This window comes from Herbihabitans rhizosphaerae (genome assembly GCF_004216555.1).
Taxonomy (GTDB): domain Bacteria; phylum Actinomycetota; class Actinomycetes; order Mycobacteriales; family Pseudonocardiaceae; genus Herbihabitans; species Herbihabitans rhizosphaerae.
Map to the genome: position 1 here is coordinate 421,636 of NZ_SGWQ01000001.1, position 19,171 is coordinate 440,806.

The window sequence follows — 19,171 nt, forward strand, 5'->3', positions numbered from 1 at the left end:
TGCGCGAAGTGGGGAAAGTCACTGATCAGGCGCACTCATCTGGCGCTGAAATTGATGGCGTGCCAGCCTGTCGCGCCGTCCGGTGCGACTTCGGTGCGTGTTTCGGTCTGGGTGTAGCCGGACCGGTCGGTGGCCCGCACCTCGACCTTGTGGCCGCCGCGCGGCACCGGGACGCGGGCCAGCCACATGCGCCAGGTCTGGTCGTTCACCTCGGCGGCCAGTTCGGCGGGCTGCCACGCGCCGCCGTCCAGCCGCACCTCCACTTTGGCGATGCCGATCGTGGGCGCCCAGGCGATGCCGGCGACGGTCACCTCGCCGGCCGGCACGCTCGCGCCGTCGCGGGGCGCGTCGATCCGCGACTGCGTCTTCACCGGCGCGCGCACCGACCACCCGCGCGGGATCCAGTAGCCCTGCTTGGCCGCGAACGTGGTCAGCTCGATGTCCACCACCCACTTGGTGGCCGATACGTAGCCGTACAGGCCCGGCACCACGATGCGCGCCGGGAAGCCGTGCTCGATCGGCAGCGGCTCGCCGTTCATGCCGATCGCGAGCAGCGCGTCGCGCCTCGGGTCGAGCAGCGCCTCGGTCGGGCTGCCGGCGGTGAACCCGTCGGAACTGGTGGACAGAACCTGGTCGGCCCCAGGTCGGACGCCGGTCTCATTGAGCAACTCACGGATCGGCACGCCGAGGAACCTGGCCGTGGAGATGTACGGGCCGCCCACCTCGTTGGACACGCAGGCCATGGTGATCGGCCGCTCGACGAGCACGCGGCGGCGGATGTCGTCGAAGGTGTACGTGCGCTCGCGGTCCACCATGCCGTGGATGCGCAGTTGCCACTCCTCGGCGAGCAGCCTGGGCACCGAGTACGCCGTGTCGATCCGGTAGAAGTCCTTGTTCGACGTGATGAACGTCGGGGTGCCGCGGCCGGCGAAGTCCACGCCGGCCGGGGTCGGCGGCGGTGGCGCGCTCGGCGTGAGCGACCCGACGGCGGCCCGCGAGCCCTCCGAGTCCACCCGGTCGGCGAGCAGCCAGCCGCCGGCACCGGCAGCCCCGACGGCGGCCGCCACGCCCCCGCTGGTGCGCAGGAACCTCCGGCGGGACAGCCCGTCGGCGGCCGGTGTGGCCGTGCCGCGCAGCGCGGCGCCGTGCAGCCAGCGGAAACCGAGCACTCCGGCGGCCAGGCTCGCCAGCGGCGCGATGAACGCCAGCAGGCCGAGGTCCGGCCTGGTCAGCACGGCGATCATGGCCAGGCCGCCGAGCAGCAGCGCGAACACCATGCCGGGCCACGGCTCGCGCCGGGACAGCAGGCCGGCGATCACCGCGACGGCCAGCAGCACGATGCCGGTGCCGATGGCGAGCACCAGCTTGTCCGACTTGCCGAAGGTGTCCACGGCGAACCGCTCCAGCCACGGCGGCGCCACCTCGATCGTCGCGTTGCCGACCGCGACCACGGGTGACGCGTTCGGCTCGACGATGCCCGCCACCAGATGGCCGACCGCGACGGCGGCCCCCATCGCCAGCACGCCGATCCACACCGCGATGCCGCGCGGGAGCTTGGCCTGTTCGTTGTCCACGGTCCCATTCGACGCCGAATTCGGGCAGATCGGCAGTAGCGCGGCGGATCGGTAAGGAATTCGTAGCCGGTGACGACCAAGTGCACGTGACCGAGCAATCAGCGGCGCTGCCGCCGCGTCCGTCCGACATGCGACGTCCGCTGCCCGAGGCGTTCACCACCACACCCGTCCGGCGCCGGCCGTCTGGGCGAGCGATCGCGGTGGCCGCGGTTCTGGTGCTGCTGCTGGCCGCCGTGATCACGATTCTTCTGTGAACGTTCACACGTTCGGCTGAGTCTGTTCGTCCGAGAGGGCGCATGTTAGGCCGAATGTGTGATGCGTCATCGGCCACACCGTGACCTTCTCGCTACATTCGCGGCCGCACTGGGTGCCCGATCGCGGAGGAGAAGGATCATGACCGAGGTCGACGAGAAGGTGCGCCCGCTGCCGCCGGAGTTCACCACCGCACCGCCGTCCAAGGCGGCCAAGAGACGGGCGCGGCTGCTGGCGGTGGCCGCCGTGGTGTTCGCGATCGCCGCCGGCACCTTCGCCACACTGTGGCTGAACAGCGGGGACGACGCCACGGCCGGCAAGCTCGCGGCCACCGAACGCGAGCTGGCCATGACCGAGGCGGACCAGACCGCCGCGTCCGAGAAACTCACCGCCGCGCAGAGCAAGATCGCCGAGCTGGAGCGGGCCCAGGGCCAGCTCGCCGCGTGCGCCGGGCACGGCCGCGAGTACGCCGCGCTCCTCAAGGACCTGGCCAAGGGCCTCACGCCGGAGCAGCTCGCCACGTTCCGCCCGACACCCGAGCAGCAGGCCAAGATCGAACAGGCCGCCAACAAGATCCTGCGCGGCTGCTAGCCCCACCGCTTCACAACGCCGCGGGTGTCCGAAACTTAGCGATCGATCCGTTCATGTTTCGCGTACTTTAGCCCGCTAAAGTCCGACACCAGAGGTGAACGCCCAGGTCAGAGGGTTGTCAAAACGTGAGCGCTCGTCGCAGATGTGCCGGCGCGATCACACTCACGGGTGGTCAAGTACGCCCGCTGCCGGCGAGGGCGGCGCGTAGGCGATCCTCCTCGACAGACCAGTAGCCGTGCTCCACGCCATCGATCAGGATCACCGGCACGCGGTCGCCGTACTCGCCGCGCAGCTCCGGATCGCCGTCCACGTCCACGGTCGCCCACGAGACGCCTAGCTCGCCGCAGATGCGCCGCACGTCGGCCTCCGCCGCCTCGCACGCGTGGCAGTCCGCGCGGCCGAGCACCGTCACCCTCGCGTTCACGAGTCCACGGTATCCACGCCGCGCAGCCGCACCCGTTGCACCTTGCCGGTGACCGTGTGCGGCAGCGCGTCGGCGAACTCCACCACCGCGGGCACCTTGAACCGGGCCAGCCGGGCCGCGCAGTGCTCGATCACCACACTCTCGGCCAGTGACACCCCCGGACGGGTGACCACGACGGCCTTCACCCGCTCGCCGGTGCGCTCGTCCGGCACCCCGACGGCGGCCGCCTCCGCAACGCCGTCCAACTCGACCAGCGCCCGCTCCACCTCGTGCGGGTACACGTTGAAGCCGTTGACGATGATCAGATCGTTGGCCCGGTCCACCAGGTGTAGATCGCCGTCGTCGTCCAGGTAGCCGACGTCGCCGGTGGTGAACCAGCCATCGGCGTCCGGCCCGTGCGCGCCGTCCGGCCAGTACCCGCGGAACAGGTTCGCCCCGCGCGCGGACACCCGGCCGGTGCCACCGCGCCCGTAGTCGGCCCCGAAGTCGTCCTCATCGTCGGTCGGCTCGGCGATGTCCGACCCGTCGTTGTCCACCAGGCGCAGCTCAACGCCGGGCAGCGGGCCGCCGACCGACCCCGGCTTGGGGAAACCGGACGCCAGCGAGGAGGTGAGCACCGGGCCGGTCTCGGTCAGCCCGTACCCCTCGTGCACGCCGAGGCCGGTCGCCGCGCGGATCGCGGTCCACACCGGCTCGGGCAGCGGCGCCGCACCCGAGGTGAGCAGCCGGGCGCTGGCCAGGGACTCGGCCAGCCGCTCCGGATCGACCGCCGCGAGTGCCGCGTACATGGCCGGCACGCCGACGATCGTGGTGATCCGCTGCTCGGCGCACACGGCGAGCACCCGCTCGAGCTCGAACCGCTCCAGCAGCACGGCGGTGGCCGCGGCCGCGGCGGTCTGCAGCAGGCCGGGCCCGAGGCCGTAGGAGTGGTACATCGGGATCACCAGCAGCACCCGGTCGGTATGCGTGACCGGCGGCGGGCGCAGCGCCGCGCACTGGTCCACGTTGGACAGCAGCGCGCGGTGCGACAGCATCACGCCGCGCGGGGCGCCGGACGTGCCGGAGGTGTACGCGAGCACGGCGAGGTCCTCGCCGCCGCCGGTCGGTGTCACCGGCTCGCCCGCGACTCCCGGTTCGGCCGGCGGCACCACGGTCACGCCGTCGACCGGCTCGCCGACCAGCGCCACCACCCCGCTGTCGGCCAGCACGTGCGCGATCTCCGGCCCCGGGGTGTCCGGGTTGGCCGGCACGGCGACCGCGCCGGCCCGCAGCGCGCCGAACAGCCCGACGGCGAATCGGGTGGACGTCGGCAGCCGCACCACCACGCGGTCACCGGGGCGCACCCCCGCCTCGATGAGCGCCCGCGCCTGGGCGTCGACGGCCGCGTCCAGCTCAGCCCAGGTGCACGACGTGCCGGCGGTCGCGTCCACCAGAGCGAGGTGCCCGCCGGAGCGCTGAGCCGCCGCGGTCACCAGGTCGGCGATGTTCTGCATGTCTCTCACATTCCGTGTGCACGAATGGCCCCCATCATGATCTCGTGGCAGTGTGTCACGCGTCACCCCTAAGGTCCCCCGTCACGGTGACGTGACGTCGACGTCTCATGTGCATTGACCACGGCGACTACCTACTTTGCAGTAACTACGTTTATGCTGCGTACCGATCCGGGTGATTGGTGCGGTTACCCGGAGGACGGAGAGTGACATGCATTCGCCGTCGTGCTGGTGTCGTGCCGGCCTGCCCTGGTCCGGCGCGATGAGCCACGCGATCGACCCGGGTTCGGGTACCGCCGGAGGTCCGGCTGCCCGATGAACCGACACGCCCCGCCACATGCGCCGACGTCACCCGATCCGGTCACAGCCGGACCGGAGACCGACGAGCGCGCCGACCGCACCGTCGTCGGGGACGTCTGGGACCTGGTCAGAGCCGCCCAATCGGGTGACACCGCCGCTTTCGGGGAGCTGTACGACCGGTACGTCGACGTCGTGTTCCGGTACGTGCTGTTCCGCGTCGGCGACCGCGAGCTGGCCGAGGACGTCACCAGCGAGACCTTCCTGCGCGCGCTGCGCCGCATCACCACGGTCACCTACCAGGGCCGCGACGTGGGCGCCTGGTTCGTCACGATCGCCCGCAACCTGGTGCTCGACCACGTCAAGTCCAGCCGGTTCCGGCTGGAGGTGGCCACCGCCGAGGTGGACGACTCCGAACGGCACGACGCCGGGCCGGAGCAGCAGGTGATGGCCGGCGTGACCCGCGAGGCGCTGCTGAGTTGCGTCGAGCAACTCGGTGACGACCAGCGCGAGTGCATCGTGCTGCGGTTCCTGCAGGGCCTGTCGGTCGCCGAGACCGCGGCGATCATGCACCGCAACGACGGCGCGGTGAAAGCCCTGCAACACCGGGCCGTTCGGCGGCTGGCACAGCTGTTGCCGATCGAGTTGCGATGAGCGGACGACGCTCATGGATGTGACAAGCCCTGGGCGAACAGGGCGAACGCGACACGGTCACGCGTAACCGGGCCCCCGGCCGCTCGTTTCACCAGGTGGAGATCCCAGCGGATCCCACTGGACGTCTGGACCTCGCCACCGCACCGGCGAGGTAGGGCGCAAGCGGAGCAGGGACGGTGGACAGGGGACCGACGCCCTCAGGGCCACACGAGCAGCACGAGCCATCGGCTCGCGCCGGGCATTCCCGTTCCCCGGTTCCGTCTCCGCGCGAGGAATTCACCATCACCGAACGCTCGATCGCCGACCTGCTCGGCACGCTCTCCTCGGCGACCGGGCCGGACGAGGGCGAGCGCGGGCGGATGCGGTCCCGCATCGTCGCGGGGCTGGGTCAGCACACGCCCACCCACTCGCGCCGCCGCCGCGCGGACGCGACCCGTCCGTCCTCCAGCGTGCGCGGCCGGTTCGCGATCGCCGCGGTCGCGGCACTGGCCCTGCTGTTCTCGCTGACCGGCATGAGCCTGCTGCTCAGCCGGGACGCGCTGCCCGGCGACGCGCTGTACGGGATCAAGCGCACGGCCGAGGCCGCGTCACTCGGGCTGACCTTCGGCGACGAGCCCAAGGCGCTCAAGCACCTCGAGTTCGCCGCGGCGCGGGTGACCGAGATCGAGACGCTCACCCAGCGGTACCCGGCCGCCGCGGACGCCCCGGTCGGCGGGTACCTGACCGCGCTGACCGACCTGGACACCGACGCCGGCGCCGGCGCGCGGCAGCTGGTCGATCTCGGCACGCGCAGCGACCCGCGACTACTCGAGGCGCTGCGGACCTGGTCGGTACAGCAAAGCAACCGACTCGGCGCGGTCGACGCGAAGCTGCCGCGAGCCGCGCGGGACCGGCTCGGCGGCACGTCGACGCTGCTCGGCCGGATCACCGAGCGCGCGGACACCCTGCTCGGCCGGTCGCACTGCTACGAGATCACCTCCGGCGCAGCCGACGACGTCGGGGCGCTGCCCGCGTCCGGCGTCTGCCACACCCGGGCCAGCGCGACCACGGTGAACCCGCCGGCCGGTCGCCAGCGCCCGTCGGGGACCACCGGCCAGCACACCCCGTCCGGCGTGCCCGGCGTGCCGCTGCCACCGGGCGGTCCGGTACCGACGCGGCCGCTCCCGCCGGTGCCCGTACCGCCGCCGGGCGCGATGACCCCGGCCCCCGGCCTGCCCCAGCCCTGGCCGGTGCCGGGGCCTGGGCCGACGGCGCCCGGCCGGCCGCCGACCCTTAACGTGCCCCTCCCTCTGCCCCAGTTGACCGTGCCTCCACCGCTTCCCGGCTTGCCCGCCATCACGATCGGCTAGCGACACTGTGGTTTCGACGTGTTCCGTGCGCGGCGCGTCGGAGATGCTCGCTACTGTGGTGGAGGCGGGATGACGATGCATGCACCGGGAGGCGCCGCGGTGTCGCGACGACGTGGCAGTGGAAAGGGCCGCGAGCTCGAACGCCTCGCCGCGCTCGCGGGTGAGGCGTCGGCCGAGGCCGCGGTCGCGCTGGAGACGGCGGCCGAGGACGAGCTGTCGGGCGAGCACGACGAGCCGCGCCCGCCGCCACCCACCGACCTGACCGCGGCCGCGTTCTTCGACGTCGACAACACGATGATGATGGGCGCGTCGATCTTCCACCTGGCCCGCGGGCTGGCGGCCAGGAAGTTCTTCTCCAACGCCGATCTGGCCAAGTTCGCCCTGCAGCAGATCATCTTCCGGGTCGGCGGCAAGGAGACCAAGGACGGCATCAAGAACAGCCGCGAGCAGGGCCTGTCGTTCGTGGCCGGGCACAGTGTGGACAAGCTGGTCACGCTCGGCGAGGAGATCTACGACGAGCTGATGGCCGACAAGATCTGGGCCGGCACGCGGGCGCTCGCGCAGATGCACCTGGACGCCGGGCAGCGGGTGTGGCTGGTCACCGCGACGCCGGTGGAGCTCGCCTCGATCATCGCGCGCCGGCTCGGGCTGACCGGCGCGCTGGGCACCGTGCTGGAGAGCGAGGACGGCTCCTACACCGGGCGGCTGGTCGGCGACATGCTGCACGGCAGGGCGAAGGCGCACGCGGTGCGCGCGCTGGCCGTGCGCGAGGGCCTGGACCTGCGGCGGTGCACGGCGTACTCGGACTCGGTCAACGACGTGCCGATGCTGTCGGTGGTGGGCACCGCGGTGGCGGTGAACCCGGACGGTGGACTGCGCGAGGTGGCCCGCAAGCGCGACTGGGAGATCCGCGACTTCCGCACCGGGCGCAAGGCCGCCAAGATCGGCGTGCCGTCGGTGCTCGGCGCGGGTGCGGTCGCCGGAGCCGTCGCCGCCGGCATCGCCTTCCGCAAACGCGAAGCGTGAGTACTGTCCACTGTAGACAGTCTACTGTGGACAGTCCGGAGAGCGCCCGTCCCCGCGTTCGCGACGACGGAGCTTGCGGACGAGGACGGTCACGGCCGCCGCGAGTGTGGCGATGACCCACATCAGGCGTCACCGCCGGCGAGCCGGGCCTCGGCCCACGCGGTCGCGACGGCCACGTCGTCGGTGGCGAAGGTCGGGCAACCCCACATCGTGGGCCCGGCTTTGATCGCCTTGGAATTCGCGGACTTCGCCTCGGCGGAGACCACAAACGCCAGGCCGCGACAGGTCTCCTTCAGCCGGGGGCGGAGCTGCTTGAGCATCCGTATCCGCTCCCCGACACCACCGATCACTCTGCGCCGTTCGGCCGGCTGGTCGGCGGTGGAGGGCATCTGGATCACGGCGGCGAATCGTGCGTGACGGCCGCTCGCCTCGGTGAGCACGTCGTTGACGACGCGGGCGGCCTCCGTGGGTGTGAGGTCGGCGGCGGCGATGCGCACCAACGGCTCCCGCGGTGTCGGGGTGGCTTCGCGCACTGGTTCCTCCTTGAGGTCCTCGGACATCTTTAGGGGAGCCTAACCTATTTATGACCATTGGTCACTAAGTCTGGCTCACCTAGGATTCGGTGCTATGCCAAGGAGTGCTCGCCCGTTGGGCCGGCCGGCCAAGCTGAGCCGTGACGCGATCGTGGCCGCGGCGCTCGAGTCCGACCTGCGCACCGTGACGATGCGCGATCTCGCCGCCCGACTGGGCGTCTCACACTCGGCGCTCTATCGATGGGTCGCCGACCGTGACGGGTTGTTCGACCTGATCAGCGAGGTCATGGTCGAGCGGATCCTGCCCACCACGGAGCCGACACCGGAGACCTGGCGCGAGTGGCTGGCCGACCTGGCTTGGAAAATGCACGACGAGTTCCTCGCCGTGCCCGGTTATGCCGCGCACGTCGCCGCGCCGCACCGGCACAACCCGGCCTCCTTCGCACGCCTGCACGACAAGGTCGTCCACGCCTTCACCCTGACCGGCGCCTCGCCACAGATGGCTCAGCAGAGCTGGCTCGCCTTCGGCCTGGGAGTCGTGCAATGGCTCGGCGCCCAACAGGCCGGCCATGACCTCGGGCCAGAAGCGCCGCGATTCGACCTGTTCCTGGACGTACTCCTGCGCGGCCTCCCGGCCCGGGAGCCCACACCGCGGAGCTGACCGCACCTACCGCGTTCCGAACAACTGGTCGACGTGGTGGCGCAGAATCTTGCGCGCTGGCCGGATGCCGCGCTGTCCGATGAGGACGGTGGTGCCGATGCCGTGGCAGAGGGCCACGAGCCGCGCGGCTTCGATCGTCGGGTCGAGCCCCACGGCCAGTTCGCCGTCGGTCCGTGCCTGGCGTAGCACGCCGGCGAGCCGCTTCTCCAGGCCGGTGATCCCGGAGAGCCCGGCCACGAGATCGGGTTCGGTCATGGCGAGTACCGCGTAGGACGCTCCGACCAGGTGGAACGCCCGGCTCGCCTCGTCGGACGGCAGCGCCTCGGCCAGGAACGCCTCGACGAAGGCCCGCGCGGACACCGGGCCGGGCAGCCGGGCCAGGCGCGCCTCCCAGCGCAGCACGCTCTGCCGCTCCAGGTGCGCGAGCGCTCCCCGCAGCAGCTCCGCCTTGCTGTGGAAGTAGTACTGCACGAGCCGCAGCGAGACTCCGGCCTCGTCGGCCACCGCGCGCATCGTCACCGCGTGCAGCCCCTCCCGGGCGGCGAGCCGGACCAGCGCGTCGGCGATCAGCGCCCGGCGCTGCTCGTGATCCACCGTCTTGGGCACCTGACCTCCTTCGTGATACAAGCGTATCTGATATGGATGTATCATAACGTCGTGCTGCTGTTCATCGCCTGCGCCGCGCAGTTCATGGTGGTGCTCGACGTGTCGGCGGTGAACGTCGCGCTGCCGTCGATGCGCGCCTCGCTCGGCTTCACCGACGGCGGGCTGCACTGGGTGGTCAACGCCTACGTGCTGACCTTCGCCGGATTCCTGCTGGCCGGCGGGCGCGCCGCGGATCTGTTCGGGCGCAAGCGGGTCTTCCGCACCGGGCTCGCGCTGTTCACCGCGGCCAGCCTCGCCGGCGGGCTGGCCGGCACGGACACCGTGCTCGTCGTGGCCCGCGCGGCACAGGGACTCGGCGCGGCCGCCCTCGCGCCGGCCACACTCACCCTGCTCACGGCGACGCACCAGGAAGGGCCGCGCCGCACCAGGATGCTGGCCGTCTGGGCGGCGGTCGCGATGGTGGCCGGCGCGTCCGGCAGCGTGGTCGGCGGCCTGCTCACCGACTACCTCAGCTGGCGCTGGATCCTGCTGGTCAACGTGCCGCTCGGCATCGCCGGCCTGATCGCCGCCACCCGTGTACTGCCCGACGACGAGCGCACCGAACGCCGGCGGCACCTGGACCTGCCGGGCGCCGCGCTCGCGACGGCCGGACTGGCCGCGACGACCTACGGTGTGTCCACGATCGGGACGCACGGGTGGGCGACACCACTCCTGATCGCGGGCGTGGGCGCACTCGCCGCGTTCGCGGTCTACGAGAACCGGTTCGCGCGGGCACCGCTGATCCCGTCCCGGCTGCTGCGGTCGCGCACGGTGTCACTCGGCAACGTCGTGATGTTCCTGACCGGCGCGTGCCTCAACCCGATGTGGTACTTCCTCACGCTCTACCTGCAGGAGGTGCTGCACTACGGGCCGCTGCGGGCCGGACTCGGCTTCCTCCCGCTCGCCGCCGTGTCCGCCGTGGTCGGCGCCCGGGTCACGCCGTGGCTGATGCGGCGCGCCGACTCCCGACTGTTGATCATCGCCGGTGCCGTTGCCGGGTGCGCGGGATTCGTCTGGCAGTCGGCCGTCACGCCGCAGGACGGCTACGCCTCCGGCGTCCTCGGGCCGGTCCTCGTGCTCGCCGTCGGCCTCGGGCTGCTGAACGCTCCGATCACGGCGACCGCCACGGCCGGCGTCGATCGCGCCGACGCCGGTGCCGCGTCCGGCCTGATGAACACGACCAAGCAGGTCGGCGGCGCACTGGGGCTCGCCGGCCTCATCGCCGTCTGCGGGACGAGCTACACCACCGCGTTCCTGATCATGGCGGCCCTACTCGCCGGCACGGCCGTCGTCGCCACCGCACTTCCGTCCACAGTGCACACCAGAGCTGACGTGCCAAGCAGCCGCACCTTAGGGGAACGAGATGCAACCCGGCCACGGTAACGACGTCATCGCGCCATGCGCTGGAAGGCACCCATTACTGGGAAATTCCGGGGAGGCGGAACGAGCTGCCGCGCTTGGCGAGTAGGCGGTAGAGCGACTGCTGGATGTTCTCCCGCACCTGGTCGGTCAGGTTGAACACCAGCATCGGGTCCTCCTCCGCCAGCGGCGCGAGGCCCTCGGTGGAGATCGGCTCGCCGAACTCGATGTGCCACTTGGACGGCAGCGGGATCGCGCCGAGCGGGCCGAGCAGCGGGAACAGTGGCGTCACCGGGAAGTACGGCAGCCCGAGCAACCGCGCGAGCGGCTTGAGATCCGCGAGCTTCGGGTAGATCTCCTCCGCGCCGACCACCGAGCACGGCACGATCGGCGCGCCGGTGCGCAGCGCCGCCGACACGAACCCGCCACGCCCGAAGCGCTGCAGCTTGTACCGGTCCCGGAACGGCTTGCCGATGCCCTTGAAGCCCTCCGGCCACACGCCGACCAGCTCGCCGGAGGACAGCAGCCGCTCGGCGTCCGGGTTGCACGCCAGGGTCTGCCCGCTCTTGCGCGCCAGCTCGCCGATCAGCGGGAGCTGGAACACCAGATCCGCGCCGAGCATCCGCAGGTGTCGCTGCGTGGGGTGGTTGTCGTGCACCGCGATCGCGGTCATCAGCGCGTCGATCGGCACCGTGCCGGAGTGGTTGGACACCACCAGCGCGGCACCGTCGGCCGGCAGGTGCTCGACACCCGACACCTCGACGCGGAACCACCGCTCGTACATCAGCCGCAGTGCGGGATAGAGCACCGCGTCGGTCAGGTCCTGGTCGAAACCGAACTCGTCGACCGTGTAGTCGCCGGCGATCCGGCGGCGCAGGAACCCGACCGCGCCGGCCAGCCTCTGGGACAGACCGTCCACTTGGGACGGTGGAACGTCGGGGCGGAGCGGGGTCGGCTCCGCGATGTGTTCGTCCGGGCGCACCTGGGCCGGGATCGGTCGGCGCGCCGCACGCAGCGGGATTACCTGTGCCTCTTGCATTGCCATGCTTTACCGCCACCAAGTCGAAATCGTCCGCACCACCGTTTCTCAGCCGCGCGCCCCGGAATCGAGCACCCTGCGCTCGACACCGGCCAGCCACGCGCCGTCGACCACCGGTCGCAGGCCCCGCCCCGCCACGTAGTCGTCGAATGCCGAGCGGGTCGTCCAGCGCGGCGTGAAGCCGAAACTCGTCTTCAGCCGCGTGGTGTCCACCACCCGCCCGTAATTGAGGAACCGCATCTGGTCGGGTGAGAAATCGACCAGCCTGGCTCCCCGGAAAAGCCCCGCCGCCGCGGGGATCGCCATCTTCGGGAACGGCACCGGAAGCCGTCCCGCCCGCCGAAGCGCCTGCGACACGGTGATCACGCCGTCACCGCCGGCGTTGAACACCCCCGGCAGGTCCTCGACCGTCGCGCGCTCCATGATCGCCAGCGCGTCCTCGGAGTGCAGCAGTTGGATCCGCGCGTCGTAGCCGAGCACCGTCGGCGCGGCCGGAAGCGCGAAATACCTGGTCAGCACCGTGTCCACGTGCGGGCCGATGAGGTTGGTCAGGCGCAGCGTGGACACGGTCACGTCGGGCCGCCGCCGCGCGAAGCCGCGCACGTAGCCCTCGATCTCCACCGCGTCCCGCGCGTACCCGTGCCCGTTCTCCTGCCGCAGATCGCCGTCCTCGGTGAACACCGCGGGCGCCCGCGCGCTGGAGCCGTACACCGCCGCCGTGGACTTGACCACGAGCTTGCGCACCTGCGGCGAGCGCTGGCACGCGGCCAGCAACTGCATCGTGCCGATCACGTTCATCTCTTTGAGCAACGTGCGGCGCGCCGGGCCGGCCGGGTGCGCGGTGGTCGACGCGTGCACCACCGTGTCCACCTTGGCCGAGCTGATCACCTTGGCGATCAGCGGGTTGCGGATGTCGGCCCGCACGAACTCGGCGCGCCCCATCCGGCGCAGCAGGTCCTTCGGCGGCGGCGCGGTGTCCACGCCGAGCACGCGTTCGACGTTCGGATCTCGGGCGAGCCGGGCGGCGAGGTTGCCGCCCAGGTATCCACCGACACCGGTCACCAGAACGACTGAGGGCGTCATACGACACATCCTGCGTGGGGGTTGGCGCTGAGGAGCCCAAGGCTACCGGTCCCGGCGTCCAAGAACAGGGGGAGAAACATTGTATTAACGCAGGTCACACGGGTTGTTTGGACAATCACCCGATTGGCGGCGGGACATAGGACCCTGCATTCACATGCTGGACACCGAGACAGCGACACGCCCGCATCGACGATCGATGCGGGCGTGTGCGAAGCGTGAGCGAGGGCTTACTTGCCCAATTTGCGACGCTGAACCCTGGTCTTGCGAAGAAGCTTGCGGTGCTTCTTCTTCGACATGCGCTTGCGACGCTTCTTGATGACCGAGCCCATGCGTGTCCCTAGCTACTCGTAATGATCATGCGGCTTTCGCGTGGCGCCGCGCGCGAAGGTCTGCGGCGCGACACGAGCACGAACGACTTGTCAGGGTACTTGACGGCGGATGACACCCGAGCTAGTGGGGTCAGCCAGCGTCGAAGTACGCGTTGCGCAGGTACTCGTGCGCGGCCTTCTCCGGCACCCGGAACGACTTGCCGACCCGCACCGCCGGCAGCTCTCCGGAGTGCACCAGCCGGTACACCGTCATCTTGGACACCCGCATCAGCTTCGCCACCTCGGCCACGGTCATGAACTGCACCTGGCCGACCGTCGCCGTGGTCGGGCTGTTCGTCTCGCTCTTCTTCGCCTGCATCTCCCACGCGCCCTTCGGCACATGTCGCGCCGCCAGGCTTCCCCACCGGGCGGTACCGACACGCACGTGCTACTCCCGAGCGTAGCGGGACTGGAGTGACTCGTGCGACACCACAGCCGCATCCAGGGCCGAAATCCACGGAATCGGGCTAACAGGGCGTTAGGATGCGGGCCTTTTTATCGAGGGCAAGGTCGCCGAGTCGGCTTCGCCGACGGCCTGTGGTTGTTTTGCTTGGGTGGTTGGGGGCCGCGAGGTGGGTGGCTGAGTTGATTGGTGGTCCAGCCACGCCACCTCCACGACAGCGGGCTCGTTCCTCGCCCGCTGTCCCTCCGGCGTCGTAGGGGCGACCGCCCTCGACAATGAGGGCGACCTCAGCGTGGTTTGCGCTCGGTGCGGTCAACACACCCGGCTGCGTGAAGTCGGTAGGTGGGTAGGTGGGCCGAGGGGTAGGTGGGCCGCAGGTAGGTGGGCGCTGCCCGTTACTTCTCGTTACTCCTCGTGGGCTTTGCCCAGCTCCTCGGAGCGATCCCGGGCCGCCTCGATCGCAGCCAGCAGCGCAGCCCGCACGCCGTGCCGCTCCAGCTCCCTGATCGCCATGATCGTGGTGCCGGCCGGCGAGGTGACCGCCTCGCGCAGGGTCACCGGGTGCTCGCCGGTCTCGGCGAGCATCGCCGCCGCGCCGACCGCCGACTGGATGATCAGCTTCTCCGCGACCGCGCGCGGCAGGCCGAGCAGGATGCCGGCGTCGATCATCGCCTCGACCAGGTAGAAGAAGTACGCCGGCCCGGAGCCGGACAGCGCCGTCACCGCGTCCTGCTGCGACTCCGGCACCCGGACCACCTGGCCCACGACGGACAGCAGCTCCTCGACCGTGGACAGGTGCGCAGGCGTGGCGTGCCGGCCGGCGGAGATCGCGCTCATCGCCTCCCCGACCACCATCGGCGTGTTCGGCATGACCCGCACGACCGGCACGCCGTCCGGCAGCCGCCGGTCGTACAGCGCCGTGGGCAGGCCCGCGCACAGCGACACCACGAGCGTGTCGTTGGTGATCGCCGGGGCCAGTTCGTCCAGCAGCGGCTCGATGTCCTGCGGCTTGACCGCGACCACCAGCACGTCGGCCTGCTTCGCCGCGGTCGGGACGTCCACCGCGCGCACGCCGTAGCGCTTGGTCAGCTCGACGGACCGCTCCGGGTGCCGCTCGGTGAACAGCAGGTCAGTCGGCGCGCGCCCGCCGTGCAACAGGCCGGACAGCAACGCCTCGCCGATCTTGCCGGCGCCGAGAACCGCGATCGTGCTCATGCGGCCAAGCCTGCCATGGCGGCCCGGTTGCGTACTTTAGCGGGCTAAAGTCCCCGGGAAATCGCCGCTTTCACGGGCGTCAACTCTCAGTTGACCAGCTCAGTGGCCTGTGGATGCCGTAGTTGACACAGCGGACGGCTCATGCGTGCGTACTTAAGCCCGCTAAAGTACGTCAGGTCACCGTGGAGAGGGCGAGCTGGCGCGCCTGGCAGACCAGCCGACCGGTGGAGTCGACGACCGTGGCGTCCGCGTCGAACCACATGCCGTGCACCGCCCGGCAGTCCACCTGCACCCGCAGCCACCCCGGCGACGGGCGAGAGCGCACCAGCGAGGTCATCTGCACGGTCGGCGACCAGCCCAGCCGGCCGAGGTTGAACGTCACCGGCATCGCGATGTCCCCCGCGACCAGCGCGAACAGCGGCTCGGGCTGCTCGCCGTGCGGACGAACCCACAGCCGCAGCCGCAGCGGATCGCCGATCTGACCGTGCAGGAACCCGGCGCCGTGCGGGTCCAGCCGCACGTCGCACGCCGTGGCGATGCGCACCACGTTCGCCGACGGCAGCGTGGCCAGCTCCACCGCGTTGCCCGGCGGCTCTGGCGGCTGGTTGGGCAGGTCCGTCCAGGCGGCCCGGTCGCGCGGCAGGTGCCCGGTGGTGACCATCGCCTCCACGCACGTGCGCCCGCGCTGCTCCAGGTGCACCGAGACCACGGTGACCCGCCGGCCGGTCTTGCGGACCTCGGTGCGCAGCAGCGCCGGCCCGATCCCCGGCGGACGCAGGAACTGCGCGCTCACCGCCAGCGGCTCCAGCGGCCGGGGGCCGTCGCCGGGCCGCACGTCCACCGCGGCCTTGGCCAGCAGCGCGGACAGGAACCCGCCGTGCGGCTTGCCGCCGACCGTCCACTCCCCGGGTAACTCCACGGTGTAGGTGCCGTCCCCCAACGCGCGGACGGCGAGCGCGGCGCCGAAGGGTGGCGCGGTCTCCCGTGCGGCACTCACGAACGGCTTGCCAGCGCGCGGAGGAAGAAGGCCATGTTGGCCGGGCGCTCGGCGAGCCGGCGCATCAGATAGCCGTACCACTGCTCGCCATAGGGGACGTACACCCGCACCGTGTGTCCCTCCCCAGCGAGCCGCAGCTGTTCGTCCGGCCTGATCCCGTACAGCATCTGGAACTCGAAGCTGCCCGGCTTACGATCGTGCCACTTCGCCCGCTCCGAAAGGATCTCCACGAGACGTGGATCATGCGTGGCGAACATCGGATAGCCGTCACCGGCGAGCAGCGCGTTGGCGCAGCGCACGTAACCGACGTCGATCTCGTGCTTGTCGGCGAACGCCACCTGCTCCGGCTCGGCGTAGGCGCCCTTGCACAGCCGCACCCGCGATCCGGACCCGGCCAGCCGCGCGCAGTCGTCCAGGGTGCGGTGCAGGTAGGACTGCAGCACCGCGCCGGTCCACGGCCAGGTCCTGCGCAGCTCGTCCAGGATGCGCAGGGTCGAATCGGTGGTGGTGTGGTCCTCCATGTCGAGGGTGACCGTCGTGCCGGCCTGTTCGGCGGCCGCACAGATCCGCGAGGCGTTGTTCAGCGCCAGCGTCTCGTCCAGCAGCTGCCCGACGGCGGACAGCTTCACGCTCACCTCGGCGCGTTCGGCGAGGTTCTCGGCGTGCAGCCGGTCGAGCAGTTTCAGGTATGCCTGCACGGTCTGCTCGGCGAGCTCGGCGTCGGTGGTGTCCTCGCCGAGGTAGTCGAGGGTGACGGTGAGGCCGGAGTCGACCAGCGTCCTGGTCACCGTGATCGCCTCGGCCGTGGTCTCCCCCGCGACGAACCGCCGCACCACGTCCCGGCTGATCGGGGTGGTGGCGACGAGCTTGCGGATGGCGTCGTTCCCAGCGGCGGCGAGGATCAGAGAGCGCAACGGGTTCACGCGCAGACTGTACGACCAGCGGTTTCCGCGTGAACACCCGCTACCGGCCCACATGTCCTTCCTGATCGAGGTGCAGCCTCGCGAACAGCAGCGCCTCGGCGAGATCGCGAACCCGCTCAGCCGATGTTCGAGCACGCCTCGTGTTGATCTCGAGCACGACCTGACCGGTGAACCCGTCACGCACCAGCGCCTCGCACACCTCGGCGCACGGCTGGTCGCCGCGTCCCGGCACCAAGTGCTCGTCGCGCGGCAGGCCGGTGCCGTCGGCCAGGTGCAGGTGCCGCAGGCCCTCGCCCATGCGCTTGGCCAGCTCCAGCGCGTCGGCGCGGGCGGCGGCGGTGTGCGACAGGTCCAGGGTGTAATTGGCGTGGCCCACATCGGTCGGGTCGATCGACGGGCGGAACGCCGAGACGGTCTGGCCCAGCCGCTGCACCGGGAACATGTTCTCCACCGCGACCGCCACCCCGGAGTGCTCCTCCAGCTCGGCCACCAGGTCGGCGAACGAGTCGGCGTAGCGGCGCTGCCAGCGAAACGGCGGGTGCACCACGACCGTGCGCGCGTCCAGCTCCTGCGCGGCCTCGACCGACTTGCGCAGCCGCACCTCCGGGTCCGGCGACCAGATCCGCTGAGTGATCAGCAGGCAGGGCGCGTGGATCGCCATGATCGGCACGTTGTGCCGGCGGGACTGCCTGCGCAGCGCGCCGACGTTCTGGCTGAGCGGGTCGGCCCAGACCATCACCTCGACGCCGTCGTAGCCGAGCTCGGCGGCCAGGCTGAACCCGCTGGACGCGGTCTGCGGCCACACCGACGCGGTGGACAGTCCGATCGGGATGCCCGCAACCATCAGTGGTGCAGTAGCAACAACGCGGCCGGAGACACCGTCACCACCAGCCCGACCAGGACGGCGAGCACCGTGGTCTGCAGGTCGTCGGCCCTGCGGATCTTCCGCACCACCCAGACCAGCCCCACGGTGACCACCAGGGCGACGACGAGCGCGGCGGCCGGCAGCGCGCCCCACAGCCAGCTGAAGCCGAGCCAGACGGCCGCGCCGACGACCAGGCCGACGCCGACCTGCATCGCCACACCCGCCCACTCGCGGCCAGGAGACGAGGTCTCCCGCTGCTCGTCGGCGTCCTCGTCGTAGTCGTCGTCGAGTTCGGGCTCGTAGGCGGTGTAGCCCGATTCCTCGTCGGTGGCGGCGAACTCCTCGGGGAGGGCCTGGTAGTCCTCCGAGTACTGGTCGTCGCGGTAGTCCTCGCCGTACCGGTCGTCGCGGGTGTAGTCCTCGGCATACCCGTCGGCGTAGGTCTCCTCGGCGGGCTCGGGTGGCGCGGGCGGCGGTTCGGAGCCGAAGCCGCCGGCGGTGGGATTCGGCCGGCTGACGAACGCAGCCGCGGCGGCGGACTTGCGCTGTACGGGCGGCACGCCTGGACGAGTCGGCGGCGGGCCGTGCTGAGTGGGCGCCTCGCTGTCCGCGGGTTCCTCACCCATCCCGCCGAACCAGTTCGGCATGTCGCTGGTCGGCGCGGCGGTACCGATGAACGGCTCGCGCTTGCCCGGACCACCGAGCGCGTCGGGTGCCCGGTCCGGCGGGCGTGGCGGCGGCTGCGGGGTGGTCGGCTCCGGCTCGTCGGCGACCGGTTCGAGCGGGCGGCGCGCGGTGCCGGGCACCCGGCGCGGCAGCGTGGGGCCGCGGCCGGGGCGACCGCGCAGACCGGCGGGCGGCTCCGCGTCGGGCTTGCGCCGCCTCGGCTCCTCGGCCGGCACCCTCGGCAACTGCTGGGTGGACGGCTCCTCGACCGGCGGCGGGTCCCCGCCGAGACGGCCGGCCAGCGAGTTGCGCGGCGTGCGCTTCGGCGGTTCGCGGCGCTCTCGGCGCGTCGGGGGCGGCTCGACCGGCTCCATCGCGGGAGCCGTCGCGGCCGGTGGCGGAGGCGGCGGGGCGGCCCTCGGCGGTTCGCGGCGCTTCGGCGGCTCGACCACCCGGGGTGGTTCGGCGGCGCGCGGTGGTGGATCGACGGATCGGGTTGTCTCGGGCTCCGGCTCCGGCTCGCGCGGCTCGGCGGCGTGCGGGTGCTCGTCACCGCTCTGGATGCGCTCGATGATCGCCTGCGGCGCGGTGTCACCGGCCTCCTCGGCACGGCGGCGTCGGCGACGGGGGGTACGCGCCGAGTCGCCACCGTGCTGAGCCAGCAACTCCGCAACGGTGCGCTGGGTGCGCTCCGATCCGCTCTCTCGACTCATCAACTCCACCGTGCCCTGCACCGGTTAACCCGTCCAGTGTCCAC

Annotated in this window: 21 protein-coding genes; 7 read left to right on the forward strand and 14 right to left on the reverse strand. The window is 71.4% G+C overall.

Translation table 11 applies throughout. The features are described from left to right. Positions 1 to 35: 35 nt before the first annotated feature. Positions 36 to 1,514, reverse strand: a complete 1,479-nt coding sequence (locus EV193_RS02220; RefSeq protein WP_130342855.1) for a molybdopterin-dependent oxidoreductase — start codon at positions 1,512 to 1,514, stop codon at positions 36 to 38. A gap of 146 nt (positions 1,515 to 1,660) precedes the next feature. Between EV193_RS02220 and EV193_RS33045 the strand changes: the two genes are divergently transcribed. Further along, positions 1,661 to 1,828, forward strand: a complete 168-nt coding sequence (locus EV193_RS33045; RefSeq protein WP_165401182.1) for a hypothetical protein — start codon at positions 1,661 to 1,663, stop codon at positions 1,826 to 1,828. Positions 1,829 to 1,967: 139 nt separating this feature from the next. After that, positions 1,968 to 2,417, forward strand: a complete 450-nt coding sequence (locus EV193_RS02225) for a hypothetical protein (RefSeq protein WP_130342242.1) — start codon at positions 1,968 to 1,970, stop codon at positions 2,415 to 2,417. Positions 2,418 to 2,589: 172 nt separating this feature from the next. Here EV193_RS02225 and EV193_RS02230 read toward each other — a convergent pair whose 3' ends face one another. Together EV193_RS02230 and EV193_RS02235 are read right to left on the reverse strand one after the other, a co-directional pair. Next, a complete protein-coding gene (locus tag EV193_RS02230; protein ID WP_130342243.1) occupies positions 2,590 to 2,841 on the reverse strand; it encodes a glutaredoxin family protein in 252 nt (83 codons plus the stop codon). Continuing rightward, a complete protein-coding gene (locus EV193_RS02235; protein WP_130342244.1) occupies positions 2,838 to 4,334 on the reverse strand; it encodes an AMP-binding protein in 1,497 nt (498 codons plus the stop codon). The genes EV193_RS02230 and EV193_RS02235 overlap by 4 nt, the downstream gene beginning before the upstream one ends. 312 nt (positions 4,335 to 4,646) lie before the next feature. Between EV193_RS02235 and EV193_RS02240 the strand changes: the two genes are divergently transcribed. The 3 genes from EV193_RS02240 (at position 4,647) to EV193_RS02250 (ending at position 7,657) form a co-directional block, all read left to right on the forward strand. Then, positions 4,647 to 5,282 carry a sigma-70 family RNA polymerase sigma factor gene (locus EV193_RS02240; protein ID WP_130342245.1) on the forward strand — a complete coding sequence of 212 codons (636 nt, stop codon included), beginning with the start codon at positions 4,647 to 4,649 and terminating at the stop codon, positions 5,280 to 5,282. 176 nt (positions 5,283 to 5,458) lie between these two features. Further along, positions 5,459 to 6,631, forward strand: a complete 1,173-nt coding sequence (locus EV193_RS02245; protein WP_130342246.1) for a DUF5667 domain-containing protein — start codon at positions 5,459 to 5,461, stop codon at positions 6,629 to 6,631. Positions 6,632 to 6,706: 75 nt separating this feature from the next. Further along, a complete protein-coding gene (locus EV193_RS02250; RefSeq protein WP_130342856.1) occupies positions 6,707 to 7,657 on the forward strand; it encodes an HAD family hydrolase in 951 nt (316 codons plus the stop codon). A gap of 122 nt (positions 7,658 to 7,779) precedes the next feature. Here EV193_RS02250 and EV193_RS02255 read toward each other — a convergent pair whose 3' ends face one another. Then, positions 7,780 to 8,190, reverse strand: a complete 411-nt coding sequence (locus EV193_RS02255; protein ID WP_130342247.1) for a hypothetical protein — start codon at positions 8,188 to 8,190, stop codon at positions 7,780 to 7,782. Positions 8,191 to 8,284: 94 nt separating this feature from the next. Between EV193_RS02255 and EV193_RS02260 the strand changes: the two genes are divergently transcribed. Beyond that, positions 8,285 to 8,851 carry a TetR/AcrR family transcriptional regulator gene (locus tag EV193_RS02260; protein WP_130342248.1) on the forward strand — a complete coding sequence of 189 codons (567 nt, stop codon included), beginning with the start codon at positions 8,285 to 8,287 and terminating at the stop codon, positions 8,849 to 8,851. 6 nt (positions 8,852 to 8,857) lie between these two features. On the opposite strand, the gene EV193_RS02265 is transcribed toward EV193_RS02260, so the two are convergent. Next, entirely contained in the window at positions 8,858 to 9,457 is a 600-nt protein-coding gene (locus EV193_RS02265) for a TetR/AcrR family transcriptional regulator (protein WP_130342249.1), read from the reverse strand. Between the two features lie 51 nt (positions 9,458 to 9,508). Here EV193_RS02265 and EV193_RS02270 point away from each other — a divergent pair, with 51 nt between their 5' ends. Beyond that, a complete protein-coding gene (locus tag EV193_RS02270; protein WP_242613090.1) occupies positions 9,509 to 10,879 on the forward strand; it encodes an MFS transporter in 1,371 nt (456 codons plus the stop codon). A gap of 34 nt (positions 10,880 to 10,913) precedes the next feature. Here EV193_RS02270 and EV193_RS02275 read toward each other — a convergent pair whose 3' ends face one another. From EV193_RS02275 to EV193_RS02315, 9 genes are all read right to left on the reverse strand, one after another. Beyond that, positions 10,914 to 11,894: a lysophospholipid acyltransferase family protein gene (locus EV193_RS02275; protein ID WP_130342857.1), complete on the reverse strand. Its 981-nt coding sequence runs from the start codon at positions 11,892 to 11,894 to the stop codon at positions 10,914 to 10,916. Positions 11,895 to 11,942: 48 nt separating this feature from the next. Further along, the gene (locus tag EV193_RS02280) at positions 11,943 to 12,977 is read right to left on the reverse strand and encodes an NAD-dependent epimerase/dehydratase family protein (RefSeq protein ID WP_130342251.1); all 1,035 of its coding nucleotides are present in this window, start codon (positions 12,975 to 12,977) and stop codon (positions 11,943 to 11,945) included. Positions 12,978 to 13,204: 227 nt separating this feature from the next. Then, positions 13,205 to 13,306 (reverse strand): 30S ribosomal protein bS22, encoded by a 102-nt coding sequence (locus EV193_RS02285; RefSeq protein WP_010241351.1) that lies wholly within the window; start codon positions 13,304 to 13,306, stop codon positions 13,205 to 13,207. A 130-nt stretch (positions 13,307 to 13,436) separates the two neighbouring features. Beyond that, on the reverse strand, positions 13,437 to 13,664 hold the full coding sequence (locus EV193_RS02290) for a helix-turn-helix domain-containing protein (protein ID WP_130342858.1): 228 nt from the start codon (positions 13,662 to 13,664) through the stop codon (positions 13,437 to 13,439). Positions 13,665 to 14,153: 489 nt separating this feature from the next. After that, positions 14,154 to 14,963, reverse strand: a complete 810-nt coding sequence (proC, locus tag EV193_RS02295) for a pyrroline-5-carboxylate reductase (RefSeq protein ID WP_130342252.1) — start codon at positions 14,961 to 14,963, stop codon at positions 14,154 to 14,156. 172 nt (positions 14,964 to 15,135) lie between these two features. Further along, on the reverse strand, positions 15,136 to 15,960 hold the full coding sequence (locus EV193_RS02300) for a thioesterase family protein (RefSeq protein ID WP_130342253.1): 825 nt from the start codon (positions 15,958 to 15,960) through the stop codon (positions 15,136 to 15,138). Beyond that, positions 15,957 to 16,883, reverse strand: coding sequence for a proline dehydrogenase family protein (locus EV193_RS02305; protein WP_130342254.1), 927 nt, complete (start codon positions 16,881 to 16,883; stop codon positions 15,957 to 15,959). The genes EV193_RS02300 and EV193_RS02305 overlap by 4 nt, the downstream gene beginning before the upstream one ends. Positions 16,884 to 16,923: 40 nt before the next feature. Beyond that, positions 16,924 to 17,727 carry a sugar phosphate isomerase/epimerase family protein gene (locus EV193_RS02310; protein ID WP_130342859.1) on the reverse strand — a complete coding sequence of 268 codons (804 nt, stop codon included), beginning with the start codon at positions 17,725 to 17,727 and terminating at the stop codon, positions 16,924 to 16,926. Next, positions 17,727 to 19,127 (reverse strand): hypothetical protein, encoded by a 1,401-nt coding sequence (locus tag EV193_RS02315; RefSeq protein ID WP_130342255.1) that lies wholly within the window; start codon positions 19,125 to 19,127, stop codon positions 17,727 to 17,729. The genes EV193_RS02310 and EV193_RS02315 overlap by 1 nt, the downstream gene beginning before the upstream one ends. Positions 19,128 to 19,171 lie beyond the last annotated feature (44 nt).